We start from the raw sequence: 17148 nt of genomic DNA, 5'->3' as shown, positions 1-17148 counted from the left end.
TTAACTCAACAACGTGAAAGCAATCATCCCGATAATTGCACCGGTGGTGCCGAGGATGGTTTCCATCATGGTCCAGGTCTTCAGCGTTTGCGCTTCGCTTGCACCGGTAAAACGGCCATACAGCCAGAAACCGGCGTCGTTCACGTGGCTCACCACGATGGAACCGCCCGCGATACAGATGGAGAGTGCCGCCATCTGCGCGCCGTTGAAGTGCAGTTGTTCGATAACCGGCATCACCAGGCCGACCGCCGTCAGACAGGCAACGGTTGCAGAACCCTGAATGATGCGCACCGCCGCCGCCAGCACGAAGCAGGTAATAGCGACAGGCAGGCCCATACCGGTCAGCGCTTCACCCAAAGCCGGGCCTACGCCTGAGTCCACCAGCACCTGTTTGAACACACCGCCTGCACCGATCACCAGCAGAATAATGCCCGCCGGTTGCAGCGCATGGCCGCAGATTTCCATCACGCGATCTTTCGGCATCCCCTGGCGCATCGCCAGGCCGTAAATCGCCACCAGGCACGCCACGAGGATCGCCGTGAACGGGTGACCGATAAATTCCAGCCAGTCATACAGGTTGCTGCCTTCGGTAACGAAACGCGCAGCGATGGTTTTCATTCCCACCAGCACCAGCGGCAGCAGGATCAACGACAAGCTGAACGCGAATGACGGCATTTTGCCTTCGCCAAGATGTGGCTCGCTCACGTCATCAGGAATATGCAGTTCGACATAACGGCTGATGAAGTTGCCCCACAGCGGGCCGGCAATCAGCATGCCCGGAATGGCTGCGCACAGGCCGATCAGGATCATCCAGCCGAAATCAGCGTGCATCTGCGAAGCCAGCAGCATCGGCGCAGGCCCCGGCAGCAGAAACGCCGCCGCTGCCGCAACACCGGCAAACAGAGGAATCACCAGTTTCACCAGGTTGGTGCCCGTATGGCGCGCCATTGAGAAAGCAACGCTGATCAGCAGCACAATCGCCACTTCAAAAAAGAGCGGCAATGCGCAAATCAGCCCGGCCAGACCAATCGCATAATGCGCGCGGCTGTGGCCGAAAGATCTCAACATCTTGACGGCGATTTGGTCCACCGCCCCGGTTTCATGCAGAATTTTGCCGAACATTGCGCCAAGCGCGACCACAATGGCCAGAAAGCCGAGCGTTCCGCCCATCCCTTTTTCCATGGTCTGCGCGATTTTAATCAGCGGCATACCGGAAAAGAGCCCTGCACCAATAGAAACCACCATCAAAGCGACGAAAGCGTGCATACGCGCTTTCATCACTAAAAACAGCAGCAACAGCACGGAGCCGACTGCTGTTAAAACCAGTGTTAATGTACTCACTGCACATTGCCTTTGTTAATAATCTCAATGGTGCTGGCAACAACACCTTCCAGCGGCTGGTCGATATCAACGACCAGAACATCGCGCTCGTCTGCACCCGGCTCTTCAAGGGTGTCAAACTGCGTGACCAGCATTTGCGTTTTAAAGAAGTGGCCCTTACGCGCCTTCAGACGGCTTTCGATAACCTCGAAATCCCCTTTCAGATAGATGAAAGAGAGGTTCGGGTTACCGTCGCGCAGCAGATCGCGATAGTGCTTTTTCAGTGCCGAGCAAACAATCAGCGACACTTTATTGGTGCGCTGCATGGCGAAAGCGGCATCGTTCAGCGCCTGCAACCACGGTTTGCGGTCATCGTCATTGAGCGGCTCGCCGGAAGCCATTTTCATGATATTGCTGCGCGGATGGAGGAAATCGCCATCGAGAAACGCGGCATGTAACTGATGCGCCACTTCGCTGGCGACAGCAGATTTGCCACTGCCTGAAACGCCCATCAGGACATAAATGTGGTGATCAAAGTTCGTCGTGCTCAAGGGTAGCCCCCACAAAGTGCAAGAGTGAATTGTTACGGGTAACTGTTATCGGTAACATTGTCCTGCCGGGGTCTGGGAGAAGCAATATCCATTCGTGCCAGAGATAAATAAGTGTGAGCTACTTCAAATTTGTCAGACTAAATAGATCCACCTGGTGACAAAGTGAAACCTAAATCTAACATTTTCGGCGTAACTGCTTCACCGCGAATGCGCGCCAGTAAGCGCTCTGCGCCAATGCGTCCCATGCGCTCACGTGGCGTCAGGACGCTCGCCAGACGTGGCTCCATCACCTGGCCGATATCGTGACCGTGGAACCCGGCAATCGCCATATCTTCCGGGATCCGCAGCCCCAGACGCTGGCACTCGAACGCGGCGCCGACGGCAAGGTCATCGTTGGTACAGAAAATCCCGTCCAGTTGCGGGTACTCGCGGCGCGCCTGACGCATCAGTTCTATCCCTGACGTATAAGAGGATGACTGCTCCATCATGACGCTATACGGCGTCAGCCCGGCATCCAGCATCGCCTGCTCGTAACCCTTCTGTTTGATGATAGTACGTTCGTCCAGACGTGCGCCGAGATATGCCACGCGCCGGTGGCCGCGTGCGAGAATAGCGGCGGTCATCTGCCGCGCGGCTTCGAAGTTGTCAAAACCCACGGCGATATCAATGCACGGCGAGCGGCTGTCCATCAGCTCCACCACCGGAATACCCGCAACCTGAATCATCTTCAGCGTGCGCGCGGTGTGTTTGCGTTCAGTGAGGATCAGCCCGTCGATATTCCACGAAAGCATCGATTCCAGACGTTCTTCTTCCATCTCCGGTTTATAACCGTAGTGGGCAAGCATCGTCTGATAGCCGTGCGCATCGGTCACGCTTTCAATACCGCGTAACACTTCAGCGAAAACCTGGTTGGTCAAAGAGGGAAGCAGAACACCAATAGCCCGGCTGGTGGCATTGGAGAGAATATCGGGAGCGCGATTGGGAATATAACCCAGTTCATCAAGCGCAGCGGCGATTTTGCCACGTAATGCCTCGGAAACCTGCTCCGGGTTACGTAAGAAACGGCTGACCGTCATTTTGGTCACGCCAACGCGATCGGCCACATCCTGAAGTACGGGTCTTTTCTTTTTCATCGTCCTGACATTTTTATCTGAGTGAGAGTTTCTCAGTTTATCACGGACAATGCGCAACCTTCCGGTAATAACCGAAAGGTTGCGTTATTTATTCAACTAAATCAGATCAAACCGGCGGCAAATCGAACAGCAGAATTTCACTGTCGCTGTCGGCATGAACCGAAATAGCCTGCTCGTCCCAGATTGCCAGACCATCACTGGTCGTCGCTTTGGTGCCATTAATGGTCACGCTGCCTTTCACCACCTGGATCCAGACGCGGCGTTCGGCGGCAATCTGATGGACAGACTGCTCATCTTTCAACAGCGCCCAGCGGTACAGTTCCATATCCTGATTCACTTTCAGCGAACCGTCGCGGGCATCCGGCGAAAGCACAAGCTGTTTGCCCTGCAGGGCGTCGAAGCGGCGCTGTTCGTAACGTGGCGTGATACCTGTTTTTTCCGGAATGATCCAGATTTGGTACAGACGCAGACGATCGGTGTCGCTCGGGTTGTACTCAGAGTGACGCACCCCGGTACCAGCACTCATAATCTGGAATTCACCGGCGGGCACCTGCTCTTTATTGCCCATGCTGTCCTGGTGTTCAACTGCGCCTTCCAGCACGTAGGTCAGGATTTCCATGTCTTTGTGCGGATGCGTGCCAAACCCCTGGCCCGGATCGATCACGTCATCGTTAATCACGCGAAGAGCCGAGAAACCCATGAAATTCGGATCGTAATAATCGGCAAAAGAGAAGCTATGCCAGGAATCCAGCCAACCATGATTTGCGTGGCCGCGGTCGTTTGCTTTACGTAAATAGATCATCTTTTTTACCCCCGTATGTTTTCGATGGGGTAAGTGTGGACGCAAACGACAGGCAATCATAGAGGGTGAAAATTGACTCCTCTGTTCAAAAAAAATGAACAATCACAGAGGAGCCATTTGTACTTATTTCGCGAGGGTTATCGTGGCCGGAGAGGCCTGCTCAAAGGCGCGTTCGAGCAACTCAAGGTTGGTGAGAACTTCAGATTCCTTGACGTAATTTGGCGCCCCGGTTGTCAACGTTTGATAGAGCGCATCATAGACGCGGCCATAGTCGCCGGTTTCCGGCGCAACCTCTTCGCGAACCGTTTCGCCCGCCGCATTCACATACTCCAGAATGCCAATACTGTCGTCAGCGGCAAAGCCTGGTTCCCCCGGCATGATATTGGCTTTCAGGCTGGTTTCCTGCTGATCGATACCGTATTTGATAAACGACCCTTTCGTGCCATGCACAATAAATTTCGGGTAATCGATTTTTACCAGATGGCTGGTTTTCACGATGGCTTTTAAATCGCCGTAGAAGAGCTGAGCTTCAAAGGTATCGTCCGGATTGGCCTTGTTGCGCAGGCTGCGAATATCGTAGGCCGCATGATCGGGACGACCAAACAGCGAGATAATCTGGTCCATGGTGTGCACGCCGAGGCCATAAAATGAGCCATCCTGCGGCAAGCCGGGTTTGGTTTCCGCCACCGGGCGGTAATAGTCAAAGTGGCTTTCAATTTCAATAATATTGCCGAGCTTACCGCTTTCGATCGCTTTTTTAGCGGTCAGGAAGCAGGAGTCAAAACGGCGGTTCTGGTACGGAGAGACCGTCAGACCCTTGCTTTTCGCCAGTTCAAACAACGCGATCGCTTCCGCCATCGTCGGGGTAAACGGCTTCTCCACCAGCACGTTTTTCCCTGCTTCCAGCGCGCGCTTCGCATAGTCGAAATGGCTGTCGGCGTGAGTACAGACAATCACCAGTTTTACCTGCGGATCGAGCAGGATGTCGTCCAGATCGCTGGTGAAATGAATATGTTGATACGCGGGATGTTGTTCTTCCGGTTTTGCATGGCGGCGAAAGATGTGCGCCACATTCCAGCTCGCTTTCCGGTTGAGAACATAAGGAAGATGATAACGGGTCGTGCTTTTGCCAAACCCGATAAATGCGCAATGTAGAGTCATGATCCAGTCCTTGTTGAGGTGACTGTCACTACCATAGCGCAACTTCGAAAGCCGTGCCCCTCGCCCTTTTCTCAAAAGGCCGCCGTCGGCAAATGACAGGCAAAAAAAAGCCAGCACGCGGCTGGCTAAGAAATACTGGAAGCAATGTGAGCAATGTCGTGCTTTCAGGATTACCGCAACGGTTTCCCTGAATGCATGGCAATAATAATCATTATCATTCGCACTTGTCTACACCTTTTTGCAAAAAATGGCAGTTGACGCTTTTTATGAAAGCCCGGAAGGTATGGGTAAACCTAACCAAATGGAGAAGCAGGATGAGTGAGATAGTGATACGCCATGCCGAAGCGCGCGATGCCGAAGATTTACGTCAGTTCTATGCGCTACCTGAGGTGTATCACAACCTGCTACAGCTACCGCATCCACCTGCCGAACTCTGGGAAGATCGCCTGAAACCACAGCCAGGACGCCGTCAACTGGTCGCCTGCATTGATAATCAACTGGCCGGAAACCTGACGCTGATGGTGGAACAAAACCCGCGCCGCAGCCACGTTGCCACCTTTGGCATGGCGGTTTCGTCGGCGTTTCATAACCGTGGCGTCGCCAGCGCGCTGATGCGCGAGATGATCAACCTGTGCGACAACTGGCTGCGCATCGACAGAATTGAGCTAACCGTGTTTGTCGATAATGCTCCGGCGCTGGCGGTGTACCGTAAATTCGGTTTTGAAATTGAAGGCACCGGAAAACGTTATGCGCTGCGTAACGGTGAGTTTGTCGATTCGTACTTTATGGCGCGCATGAAAGCCTAAGCCATTCCCTCTCCCTGCGGGAGAGGGAAATCATTCAATATCCGGCCGTTAAATCATCCACCGAGCGCGGGTCCGACGCGCCATACAGTGTACCGTCCGGCGCCACCATAATGCTCTGCGTGCTGCCCATCGCCTCCTTCACCGCCACTTTTTGCCCTCTCTGTTCCAGCAGTTTCAGCGTATCCGGGCTAAAGCCTTTTTCGACGCGCAGCTCATCCGGCAACCATTGATGGTGGAAGCGCGGTGCGTTGGTGGCTTCCGCGACGTTCATCCCGAAATCAATGGAATTCACCACCATTTGCAGCACCGTGGTAATAATCCGGCTGCCGCCAGGGCTGCCGGTCACCAGCCAGGTTTTACCGTCTTTCAGCACAATGGTTGGCGACATCGACGACAGCGGCCGTTTGCCCGGCCCAACCGCGTTCGCATCGCCGCCTACCAGACCATACACGTTTGGCACACCGGGTTTGGCGGAGAAGTCATCCATTTCGTTGTTCATCAGGATGCCGGTATTACCGGCCACAATACCGGTGCCAAAAACCGTATTCAGGGTATAGGTGACGGCCACCGCCGTGCCCTCTTTATCCACCACCGAATAGTGCGTGGTTTGGTTGCTCTCGTAGGGTTCGAGCTTGCCAGGGCGGATCTGGCTGGAAGGGCGGGCTTTATTGAGATCAATCTGTGCGGCGATCGATTTGGCATACGCTTTGTTGGTCAGCGCCTGCCACGGCACTTTGACGAAGTCCGGATCGCCGAGATATTCGGAGCGATCAGCATAGGCGTATTTCTCCGCTTCGGTCATCACCTGTATGGCATCGGCGCTACCAAAGCCATATTTCGCCAGATCGAAGTTCTCCAGAATATTGAGGATCTCAACGATATGGATCCCGCCGGAAGAGGGCGGCGGCATGGAGTAAACCTGATAGCCGCGGTAGTCGCCGCTGATCGGCGTGCGCTCCACGGCTTTGTAATTAGCTAAATCTTCTTTGGTGATAAGCCCGCCGTTTTTGCTCATCTGCTGGGCGATTTGCTCAGCGATAGCGCCTTTGTAGAAGGCGTCCGGCCCTTTTTCCGCAATCATCTCCAGGCTTCTGGCCAGATTGCTCTGCACCAGTTTGTCGCCCTTTTTCAGCGGTTCGCCATCCTTCCAGAAGATCGCTTTACTGTTTTCATGATTTGGCAGCACTTCACTGCCGTAGGTTTTCAGATCGTTCGCCAGCGCATCGTTGACCACAAAACCCTGCTTCGCCAGTTTAATGGCCGGCTGCACCACTTTCTTCAGCGGCAGCGTACCGTACTTTTCCAGCGCCATTGAGAAACCTGCCACCGTGCCGGGCGTCCCGGATGCCAGATGTGAGGTCAGGGATTTTTTGCTGTCCGGGTTACCCTGATCGTCGAGGAACATATCGCGCGTGGCGGCGGCGGGCGCCATTTCCCGGAAATCGATCGCCGTGACCTTCCCCTCTTTGGTACGAATCAACATAAAACCGCCGCCGCCGAGATTACCGGCCTGCGGATGCGTGACCGCCAGCGCATAACCCACTGCGACGGCCGCATCAACGGCATTACCACCCTGCTTCAGAATATCGACGCCGACGCGCGTCGCGGCTTCATCTACCGAAGCCACCATGCCTTGCTTCGCAACCACCGGGTGGAAGACATCGGCTTCAACACCGTACGAGACCGGCGGCGGCGCGGTTGCCTGCCCTTCTGGCGGCGCAGCCGCAACGCTAAAACACCCTCCCGCTGTCAGCGCGGCAATCAGCATCCAACGCGCAAACTTCTGTTTCATCATCGTCGTTACTCCCAGGTAAGGGGCTACAGTTCCCGCTTAAGCCTGGTTCACAACTCTTAAAAAATCATTTTCATGAATGAAAGCAAGTAAACTGAAAGGAAGCCTCAACAGGAGGGAACAACGATGAAACATTTACTGATTCTGGCGGCTCTGCTGCCTTTTAGCGCCTTTGCACAGCCGCTAAACCCGACGAATAACCCAAACCAGCCGGGATATGTGATCCCCAGCCAGCAGCGGATGCAGACGCAAATGCTCAACCAGCAGCAACAGCAGCAGGGCATGCTGAGGCAGCAACAGCAGACGCAAAGCCGCCTGCAACAGCAAAATCTGCAAACGCAAATGAATAACAACTCACAGCGGATTAAACAGGCGCAGCCCGGCGCGCTTAACCAGGGCCAGCAAGTGCTGCCAAATACCGGTAGCGGAATGTTAAGCGGCGGAACGGCTTCTGGCGGGATGACGACGCAGCAGCATATGCTGCCGCAGAGTCAAAACGGCAACATGCTGCAAAGCACGCCGCCGTCGACCACCTCTCAATAACGGAAGTTCGGCCCGATATCGTCGATTTTATCGGTGCAGATGCTGTCCACACCCCAGCGCAACAGCTCGGCAGCGCGCGCGGGTTGGTTTACGGTGTAAACCAGAATGCGTAAGCCCGCGTCGCGCAGCATGCGCACTCGCGCTTCATCCAACAGCTTGTGATTGAGATGGATGGAGACGCATCCGAGGCGCGTGGTCAGTTCCTGCCAGTCATCGCGCCACTCGTCAAGCAACAGGCCGCGCGGCAGTTCCGGCGCGGCTTGCTGAGCGGCTTCCAGCGCATCGATTTCAAACGAAGAGAGCAAGGGCGAGGTCATGCCTGCCCACAATTCGCGGGCGGCCAGCGCCACCACTTTGCCGGTCAGCGGACCGGTGCCGGTGGTGGGTTTGATTTCGATATTCGCCATCATGCCGTGCTGGCGGCAACGCTCCGCCACCTGCGAAAGCAGCGGCAGCGGCTCGCCTTTGAATTCGCCGCTAAACCAGCCGCCGGCATCCACTTTCAGCAAATCACTCCACGCCAGTTCGCCCGCCACGCCCCAGCCATTGCTGGTACGCTCAAGGTTGTCGTCATGCAGCAGGAAAATCTCGCCGTCTTTCGACAACTTGGCATCGAACTCAATCATGGTATGCCCGTAACTCGCGCCGACGTCGATTGCCGCCAGCGTGTTTTCCGGAGCCAGTTTCCCGCCGCCGCGATGGGCGACAATATGGGGATAAGGCCAGTTACTCATACGCGTTGTCCTGTTTCACCATCAAATAAGTGCAGGTGATTTTCCGGCAGATGCAGCCACAACGTGCTGCCCGCAGCCGGGCGTTCGTGATGCGATAAGCGAACCACCAGCTTCTGCTCGCCCCAGCGGCCGTGCGCCAGGTTGTCTGCGCCGAGCATCTCCAGCGTCTCCATCACCAGCGGAACGCCACCTTCGGCCTGTGAGCTTAACGCAATATGTTCCGGGCGGATACCCAGCGTCATTTTGCGCCCGGCGTAGCCGCGGTAGTACCAGTTGATCGGCAGCGCCATACCGCTTCCCAGTTCAAAATGGGTGCCCTCGCTATTGATGCGGCCCTCCAGCAGGTTCATCGCCGGGCTGCCGATAAAGCTCGCCACAAAACGGCTGGCGGGTTTTTCATACACTTCCACTGGCGTTCCGATTTGTTCAGCAACGCCTTTATTCATCACCAGCACGCGTTGTGCCAGCGTCATCGCTTCAACCTGATCGTGCGTGACATACAGCGAAGTGGTGTTCAGGCGGCGGTGCAGTTGTTGTAACTCCAGACGCATCTGCACGCGCAATTTAGCATCGAGGTTCGACAGCGGTTCATCAAAGAGAAACACCGCCGGATCGCGCACAATAGCGCGACCCATCGCCACGCGCTGACGCTGACCACCGGACAACTCGCGCGGACGGCGCTTCAACAAACCATCCAGTTCAAGAATACGCGCCGCCTCCGCCACCCGACCGGCAATGTGCGCTTTGCCCATACCGCGGATTTTCAGCCCCCACGCCATGTTCTCTTCCACACTCATATGCGGGTAGAGCGCATAGTTCTGGAACACCATCGCAATACCGCGATCTTTCGGCTCCTTTTCGGTCACGCGCTGGGTGTCGATCCAGATATCGCCGCTGGAGACGCGCTCCAGCCCGGCAACCATACGCAGCAACGTTGATTTCCCGCAGCCCGACGGGCCAACCATCACGATAAATTCACCGTCCGCGACGTCCAGCGTCAGCGGTTGAATTACCTGCGTTTTGCCGCTGTCCCAGCTTTTGGTTACAGCCTGTAATTTTAAACCTGCCATCTTATTTCTCACTGTCCACTAAACCACGCACAAACGCGCGCTGCATGGCTAAAACGATAACGACCGGGGGGATCAACGTCAGCAGCATCGCTGCCATCACCTGGTTCCATTGCGTGGTGCCTTCACCGCTGGCAATCATGCCTTTCACGCCCGCTACGGCAGTGCCGAGGTTGACGTCGTTGATAATCAGCAGCGGCCACAAATACTGGTTCCAGCCGTAGATAAAAGTGATCACGAACAGTGCAGCCAGGTTGGTTTTGGAAAGCGGCAGCACAATGTCGCGGAAAAAACGCATTGGCGAGGCGCCATCAATGCGCGCGGCTTCCAGCAGCTCATCCGGCAGGGTCATAAAGAACTGGCGGAACAGGAATGTCGCGGTGGCCGACGCCATCAGCGGCAACGTTAGACCGGTGTAGCTGTCGAGCATCTTCAGGTTGGCGATCACTTCCACCGTCGGGAAAATACGCACCTCGACCGGCAGCATTAAGGTGATGAAAATCATCCAGAAGAAGAGGTTACGCAGCGGAAAGCGGAACCAGACGATAGCGAAAGCCGACAGCATCGACACCGTGATTTTGCCCACCGTGATCGCCAGCGCCATGATGAAGCTGTTGGTCAGCATCAGCCAGAATGGCGCGCTGTTTACGCCGACGCCGTTCATCCAGATGTTGCGCAGGTTTTCCCACAGGTGAGTGCCAGGAATTAAGGTCATCGGCGTGTCATAGACGGCGTTGATATCCAGCGTCGCGGTCACGAAGGCGACATATAGCGGAAACAGCACCACGACGACACCGAGAATAAGCATGATATGGCTGAACAGCGCCAGTCCGGGGCGATTCTCAATCATTGGTAGCGCACCTTACGTTCAACATAGCGAAACTGGATAACCGTCAGCACAATTACCAGCACCATCAGCACCACCGACTGCGCCGCCGAAGCAGAAAGATCCAGGCCGACAAACCCTTCGCGGTAGATCTTATAAATCAACGTCGTGGTTGCCTGCACCGGGCCACCAGCGGTCGCGGCATCAATCACCGGGAAGGTATCGAAGAAGGCGTAAACGAGGTTCACCACCAGCAGGAAGAAACTGACCGGCGCGATGAGGGGCAGCGACAGTTTGAAGAAGCGGCGAACCGGCCCGGCGCCATCAATAGCCGCCGCCTCGACCAGCGAGCGGGGAATCGATTGCAACGCAGCGAAAAAGAACAGGAAGTTGTAGCTGATCTGCTGCCACACCGAGGTAAAAACCACCAGAAACATCGCCTGGCCGCTGTTTTGCGCGTGGTTCCAGTTGTAGCCGAACTGTTCCAGAAAATGGGTAATCAACCCGCGCCCGGGGTTAAACAGGAAGATCCACAGTACGGCGGCAACGGCTGGCGCAACCGCATAAGGCAGCAGCATCAGCGTCTGGTAGATACGGCTGCCGCGCACCACGTTGTCCACCAGCGCCGCAAAAAACAGCGAGACAAACAGGCCGCTAAAGGTCACCAGCGCGCTAAAACGCATCGTGGTCCAGAACGAATCCAGATAATAGCCGTCATGAAACAGCGCGATAAAGTTGTCCAGCCCGACAAACTGGCTGGAAAGCCCGAACGGATCCACGCTTTGTACCGAGTACCACAACGCTTCGCCCGCAGGCCAGATAAAGAAAATAATGGTGATAACCAGTTGCGGGGCAACCAGCAAATAGGGCAGCCAGCGCGAGCGGAACACCGGACGGGATGATGACATTGCGATTTGCTTCCTGAACCGTGTCGGGTGGCGCTCCGCTTATTCAGCCTGCAAGCATGTGCAGGCCGGGTAAGGCAAAGCCGCCACCCGGCATTTCTACATTAGGACTTCGTTGACTGCTCGAAACGGCGCAGCAGCTGGTTACCACGCTCAACGGCAGAATCCAGCGCCTGTTGCGGGGTTTTCTTACCGGTCCACACGCTTTCCAGCTCTTCATCGACAACACTGCGGATCTGCGGCATGTTGCCCAGACGCAGACCTTTGGTGAACGCCAACGGCGGCTTGTTCAGCATCTGACGCGTAGCGATATCAGCCCCCGGATTTTTGTCATAGAAACCCTGCTTGCGGGTCAAATCGTAAGCGGCAGTGGTGATCGGCAGGTAACCGGTTTTCTGGTGCCATTCGGCAGCAATTTCCGGTTTCGTCAGGAAGTCGAGGAACTGCGCCACGCCTTTGTAGGTCGCGTTATCTTTGCCCTGCATCACCCACAGGCTGGCTCCGCCAATGATGGCGTTCTGCGGCGCGCCTTTCACGTCAGCGTCGTAAGGCATCATGCCCACGCCGTAGTTGAATTTGGCGTAGTGACGAATATCCGCCAGCGAGCCAGAAGAAGCCGTGGTAATGGCGCAATCACCGTTGTAGAACTTCTCGGTGGATTCGTCTTTACGCCCGAAGTAGCTGAAATCGCCCTTCTTGTTCATCTCTTCCAGCATGGCGATATGTTTCACCTGCTCCGGCTTGTTGAACTCCAGCACCGCATCAGTACCGTCGAAACCGTTATTTTTGGTCGCCACCGGCAGACCGTGCCAGGCGCTGAAGTTTTCAATCTGGATCCAGCCCTGCCAGCCGCTGGCGTAACCGCATTTCATTCCGGCCGCTTTCAGCTTCTCGGTGTAAGCGGCCAGATCCTGCCAGGTTTTCGGCGGCTGCTCCGGATCTAAACCGGCTTTTTTGAAGGCATCTTTGTTGTAGTACAGCACCGGCGTGGAGCTGTTAAACGGCTGAGAAAGCAGATGACCGGATTTAGAATCGGTGTAATAACCGGCAACGGTCGGTACGAACTGGCTTTCATCAAAGTTGATACCGGCATCTTTAAACACCTGATACACCGGCTTGATAGCTTTGGACGCCATCATGGTGGCGGTACCCACTTCATAAACCTGCAAAATGGCAGGCGCGTTACCGGTACGGAACGCAGCGATACCTGCGCTCAGGCTCTGCTCATAGTTGCCTTTGTAGACCGGAACAATTTTGTAATCCGGGTGTGTGTCATTGAAACGTTGCGCCAGGGAGTCAACTTCTTTACCTAACTCCCCTTCCATCGAATGCCAGAACGGAATGGTGGTTGCAGCCATGGCGTTGCCTGCAAAAACTAACCCCATAGCCAGACCCAAAGCGGTATGCCGTAACGTTGTCATTGTGATCTCTCTTGTTATGCGGGATGCGCGATATCACGCGTTTTTATGCTCGCGAGGTAACATGACACGCTCGAATTACAGAAAAATAACCTTTTAATTACAATCAGATGACAGCCAGGCGTCAGGAAAATGTCGCAGAGATGATGGTACGGTGACGGAAAAATGGCGGCTCATCGGCGATTCGATGATGCCGCCCGTAAAGGTAAAAAGGCTTCTCTGTCGCAGAGAAGCCTTTTTATTACATGAATCGCCCGGCGACTCAGCTTGTCAGGTATATCGACAAGCCGCCAGGATACTTGCCCGCATAAAATTTGATAAAAAAACCGGCCCCTGGAGGCCGGTTTAAATACTGTTACCTCAAGGAGTTACCCGCCGAGATAAGCGCTGCGCACCGCTTCGTTCGCCAGCAGCGCGTCGCCGGTATCTTCCAGCACCACGTGGCCGTTTTCCAGCACGTAACCGCGATCGGCGAGCTTCAGCGCCTGGTTGGCGTTCTGCTCCACCAGGAAGATGGTCATCCCTTCTTTACGCAGCTGCTCGATGGTGTCGAAGATTTGCTGAATGATGATAGGTGCCAGGCCCAGCGACGGTTCATCCAGCAGCAACAAACGCGGCTGGCTCATCAGCGCGCGGCCAATCGCCAGCATCTGCTGTTCGCCGCCGGACATGGTGCCCGCACGCTGAATACGCCGTTCATGCAGACGCGGGAACAGCGCATAAACCCGCTCAATGCGGCTCTGGAACTGTTCACGATCGGCGAAGAAACCGCCCATCGCCAGGTTCTCTTCCACAGTCATTCGTGAGAAGACACGACGCCCTTCCGGCACAATCGCCACCGCTTCACGCATGATTTTCGCGGTCTGCCAGTCGGTGATCTCTTTGCCGTCAAATATAATGTGCCCGCTGCTCGCACGCGGATCGCCGCACAGGGTGCCCAGCAGGGTGGTTTTGCCCGCGCCGTTAGCGCCGATCAGGGTCACGATTTCCCCCTGATTAATGTGCAGACTGACATCGTGCAGCGCCTGAATCTTGCCGTAGTGGGCGCTGACTTTGTCAAAAGATAACATCACTTTTTCCATCTTATGCCTCACCCAGGTATGCGCGGATCACGTCCGGATTGTTACGGATCTCTTCCGGCGTCCCGTTCGCCAGCGGCGTCCCCTGGTTCACCACATAAATCCTGTCGGAAATCCCCATCACCAGTTTCATATCGTGCTCAATCAGCAGAATGGTGGTGTTGTGGTTGTTACGCAGCTCGACGATCAATTCGTCCAGCTCTTTGGTCTCTTTCGGGTTCAGGCCGGCCGCAGGTTCGTCGAGCATCAGGATCTCCGGCTGCGTTACCATGCAGCGGACGATCTCCAGACGACGCTGGTCGCCGTAAGCCAGGTTACTGGCCTGGCGGTTAGCGTGGGCTAACAAACCGATACGCTCCAGCCACACTGCGGCGCGATCCAGCGCTTCACTTTGTGCGCGGCGGAATGACGGAGTTTTCAGCAGGCCGGAGAAGACGCCGGTTTTCAGTTGCTGATGCTGGCCAACCAGCAGGTTCTCAATCACCGTCATTTCACGGAACAGGCGCACGTGCTGGAAAGTACGCACCACGCCCATCCGCGCGATTTGCTGGCCCGGCAACCCTTCGAGGTGCTTATCACGCAGCATAATGGTGCCGCCGGTCGGTTTATAGAAACCAGTGAGGCAGTTAAATACGGTGGTTTTCCCCGCACCGTTCGGACCAATCAGCGAAACGATCTCTTGTGGATGCAGATCCAGCGCGACGTTGTTCACCGCCAGCAGACCACCGAAGCGCATCATCAGACCGTTTACGGATAACAATGGCTGACTCATGCCTGCTCTCCTTTCGCTTGCCCGTTTTTCAATTTCAACTGCGGACGGGTCATCGGCAGCAAGCCTTGCGGACGCCAAATCATCATCAGTACCATCAAACCACCCAGCATCAACATGCTGTATTCATTGAAATCACGCATCAACTCGCGGGAAACCACCAGCAGGATGGCCGCGAGAATAACCGCAAACTGCGAGCCCATACCGCCCAGCACCACAATCGCCAGCACAAAAGCAGATTCGGCAAAGGTGAAGGATTCCGGGCTGACAAACCCCTGGCGGGCAGCGAACAGCGTTCCGGCAAAACCGGCAAACGCGGCGCTGATGGTAAAAGCGGTCAGCTTGATGCGCGTCGGATTCAGGCCCAGCGAGCGACAGGCGATTTCATCTTCACGCAGCGCTTCCCACGCACGGCCAAGCGGCATACGCAGCAGGCGGTTAATGACAAACAGCGTGACCACGACCAGCAACAGCGCGACCAGATAGAGGAAAACCACGCGGTCATTCGGATCATAGGACACATGGAAGAAGTTGCTGAAGGTATCCCAGCCGCCTTCTCGCGCAGTACGGCTGAACTCCAGGCCGAACAGCGTCGGTTTCGGGATCTGGCTGATGCCGTTCGGGCCGCCGGTAATTTCGGTGTTATTCAACAGCAGGATACGGACGATTTCACCGAAGCCGAGCGTCACAATCGCCAGATAGTCGCCGCGCAGACGCAGAACCGGGAAGCCCAGCAGGAACCCGGCAGCCGCGGAAACCAGCCCCGCCAGCGGCAGGCAGGTCCAGAAACCCAGCCCGTAATAGTGGTTCAACAGTGCGAAGGTATAGGCACCGATGGCGTAAAAACCGCCGTAGCCCAGCACCAGCAGGCCGGAAAGCCCCACGACTACGTTCAGCCCAAGGCCGAGGATGATATAAATCATCGTCATAGTGGCGATATCCACCGTGCCGCGCGACACCACAAACGGCCACGCCACGGCGATAACCAGCAGCGCCAGCAGGAACAGTTTCTGTTTTACCGTTGAGCCATCGATAGCCGGCAGAACGAATTTCGGACCGGAAACGCCGCGCAGGCCTTTCTGTAACAGCGGTCGCAGCAACTGGAAGAAAAAGACCACGGCAGTACCGATGATGATCCACTGCCAGCGGATATCCGCAGCGGTGTTCACCACCAGTTTGGTGCCATCCAGCTCAAGCTGGACACCCATAAAGACGCCAGCCAGCACGAAGAACATCGCGGCGGAAAGCAGCGCCATCGCAAAATGCATCGGTTTCATACTTTTTCCACCTCCGGGCGGCCCAGGATACCGGTAGGCATTACCAGTAGCACCACGATCAACAGCGCGAACGAAACCACATCTTTATATTCCGTACTGAGATACGCAGAGCAGAGCGATTCGGTAACACCGAGGATCAGCCCGCCAATCATCGCGCCAGGAATGCTGCCGATACCGCCCAGCACCGCTGCGGTGAACGCCTTCATCCCGGCCATAAAGCCGATGTAGGGGTTGATCACGCCGTAGAACTGGCCCAGCAACACACCAGCCACCGCCGCCATTGCCGCACCGATCACGAAGGTCAGCGCGATAACGCGGTCGGTGTTAATGCCCAGCAAGCTGGCCATTTTCAGGTCTTCTGCACAAGCGCGGCAGGCGCGGCCCATACGGGAGTAACGGATAAACAGCGTCAGCGCCAGCATCGCCACGAAAGTCACAATCCAGATCACCAACTGCATGGTGGTGACAGAAGCAGAGAAGTTTTCGCTGCTACCGACAACCCACTGGCCGTTGAACAGGCTCGGCAGCGCCACATCGCGCGAACCTTCGGTCAGGCTGACGTAGTTTTGCAGGAAGATGGACATGCCGATGGCGGAGATCAGCGCAATCAGGCGCTTGGAGTTACGCACCGGGCGATAGGCCACCCGTTCGATGCTCCAGCCGTATGCGCTGGCGATCACGATGGCGCCAACAAAACCGGCGGCGACCAGCAGCCAGCTGCTGTCGATGCCCATCATCATCAGCGCGGCGATGATCATGAAGGAGACATAGCTACCGATCATGTAAACCTCGCCGTGGGCGAAGTTGATCATGCCGATGATGCCGTAAACCATGGTGTAACCAATGGCGATCAATGCATAGGTGCTTCCCAGCGTTACGCCGTTAAACATCTGCTGCACAAAATAGAGAAACTGCTCGGACATAACTTAACCTTCTTAAAACTTCCCGGACATTGCGCCCAGGAA

The 17148-nt window shown here is 55.8% G+C and carries 17 protein-coding genes; 2 read left to right on the top strand and 15 right to left on the bottom strand.

The features are described 5' to 3' along the window. The 5 genes from gntU to Y71_RS01565 form a co-directional block, all read right to left on the bottom strand. Entirely contained in the window at positions 1-1341 is a 1341-nt protein-coding gene (gene gntU / locus Y71_RS01585; RefSeq protein WP_007369717.1) for a gluconate transporter, read from the bottom strand. After that, a complete protein-coding gene (gene gntK, locus Y71_RS01580) occupies positions 1338-1871 on the bottom strand; it encodes a gluconokinase (protein WP_007369716.1) in 534 nt (177 codons plus the stop codon). The genes gntU and gntK overlap by 4 nt, the downstream gene beginning before the upstream one ends. A gap of 137 nt (positions 1872-2008) precedes the next feature. Next, entirely contained in the window at positions 2009-3004 is a 996-nt protein-coding gene (gene gntR / locus Y71_RS01575) for a gluconate operon transcriptional repressor GntR (RefSeq protein WP_007369715.1), read from the bottom strand. A 106-nt stretch (positions 3005-3110) separates the two neighbouring features. Continuing rightward, complete coding sequence (locus tag Y71_RS01570) at positions 3111-3806, bottom strand: pirin family protein (protein WP_007369714.1); 696 nt, start codon at positions 3804-3806, stop codon at positions 3111-3113. Positions 3807-3929: 123 nt separating this feature from the next. Then, positions 3930-4967: an oxidoreductase gene (locus Y71_RS01565; RefSeq protein WP_007369713.1), complete on the bottom strand. Its 1038-nt coding sequence runs from the start codon at positions 4965-4967 to the stop codon at positions 3930-3932. A 314-nt stretch (positions 4968-5281) separates the two neighbouring features. Between Y71_RS01565 and yhhY the strand changes: the two genes are divergently transcribed. Beyond that, complete coding sequence (gene yhhY, locus Y71_RS01560) at positions 5282-5773, top strand: N-acetyltransferase (protein ID WP_007369712.1); 492 nt, start codon at positions 5282-5284, stop codon at positions 5771-5773. A gap of 34 nt (positions 5774-5807) precedes the next feature. On the opposite strand, the gene ggt is transcribed toward yhhY, so the two are convergent. After that, positions 5808-7565, bottom strand: coding sequence for a gamma-glutamyltransferase (gene ggt, locus Y71_RS01555; RefSeq protein WP_370520908.1), 1758 nt, complete (start codon positions 7563-7565; stop codon positions 5808-5810). Positions 7566-7691: 126 nt separating this feature from the next. Here ggt and Y71_RS01550 point away from each other — a divergent pair, with 126 nt between their 5' ends. After that, entirely contained in the window at positions 7692-8108 is a 417-nt protein-coding gene (locus tag Y71_RS01550; RefSeq protein ID WP_007369710.1) for a DUF2756 family protein, read from the top strand. Here the strand turns inward: Y71_RS01550 and ugpQ are convergent. The 9 genes from ugpQ to livH form a co-directional block, all read right to left on the bottom strand. Further along, on the bottom strand, positions 8102-8842 hold the full coding sequence (gene ugpQ, locus Y71_RS01545) for a glycerophosphodiester phosphodiesterase (protein WP_007369709.1): 741 nt from the start codon (positions 8840-8842) through the stop codon (positions 8102-8104). The genes Y71_RS01550 and ugpQ overlap by 7 nt on opposite strands. Then, entirely contained in the window at positions 8839-9912 is a 1074-nt protein-coding gene (locus Y71_RS01540) for a sn-glycerol-3-phosphate import ATP-binding protein UgpC (RefSeq protein WP_007369708.1), read from the bottom strand. Before Y71_RS01540 ends, ugpQ begins: the two co-directional genes overlap by 4 nt. A gap of 1 nt (position 9913) precedes the next feature. Then, positions 9914-10759: a sn-glycerol-3-phosphate ABC transporter permease UgpE gene (gene ugpE / locus Y71_RS01535; protein ID WP_007369707.1), complete on the bottom strand. Its 846-nt coding sequence runs from the start codon at positions 10757-10759 to the stop codon at positions 9914-9916. Then, positions 10756-11643: a sn-glycerol-3-phosphate ABC transporter permease UgpA gene (ugpA, locus tag Y71_RS01530; protein WP_007369706.1), complete on the bottom strand. Its 888-nt coding sequence runs from the start codon at positions 11641-11643 to the stop codon at positions 10756-10758. The genes ugpE and ugpA overlap by 4 nt, the downstream gene beginning before the upstream one ends. Before the next feature lie 101 nt (positions 11644-11744). Further along, positions 11745-13061 (bottom strand): sn-glycerol-3-phosphate ABC transporter substrate-binding protein UgpB, encoded by a 1317-nt coding sequence (gene ugpB, locus Y71_RS01525; protein WP_035941994.1) that lies wholly within the window; start codon positions 13059-13061, stop codon positions 11745-11747. 365 nt (positions 13062-13426) lie between these two features. Continuing rightward, positions 13427-14140, bottom strand: coding sequence for a high-affinity branched-chain amino acid ABC transporter ATP-binding protein LivF (gene livF / locus Y71_RS01520; protein WP_035888915.1), 714 nt, complete (start codon positions 14138-14140; stop codon positions 13427-13429). A gap of 1 nt (position 14141) precedes the next feature. Then, positions 14142-14909, bottom strand: a complete 768-nt coding sequence (gene livG / locus Y71_RS01515; protein ID WP_007369703.1) for a high-affinity branched-chain amino acid ABC transporter ATP-binding protein LivG — start codon at positions 14907-14909, stop codon at positions 14142-14144. Next, positions 14906-16183: a high-affinity branched-chain amino acid ABC transporter permease LivM gene (locus Y71_RS01510; protein WP_007369702.1), complete on the bottom strand. Its 1278-nt coding sequence runs from the start codon at positions 16181-16183 to the stop codon at positions 14906-14908. Before Y71_RS01510 ends, livG begins: the two co-directional genes overlap by 4 nt. Further along, positions 16180-17106, bottom strand: coding sequence for a high-affinity branched-chain amino acid ABC transporter permease LivH (gene livH, locus Y71_RS01505; protein WP_007369701.1), 927 nt, complete (start codon positions 17104-17106; stop codon positions 16180-16182). The genes Y71_RS01510 and livH overlap by 4 nt, the downstream gene beginning before the upstream one ends. Between the last annotated feature and the right edge of the window lie 42 nt (positions 17107-17148).

The organism is Kosakonia radicincitans DSM 16656, from assembly GCF_000280495.2.
In the GTDB taxonomy this organism is placed as follows: Bacteria; Pseudomonadota; Gammaproteobacteria; order Enterobacterales; family Enterobacteriaceae; genus Kosakonia; species Kosakonia radicincitans.
This window is presented reverse-complemented; position numbering and strand designations above follow the sequence as displayed.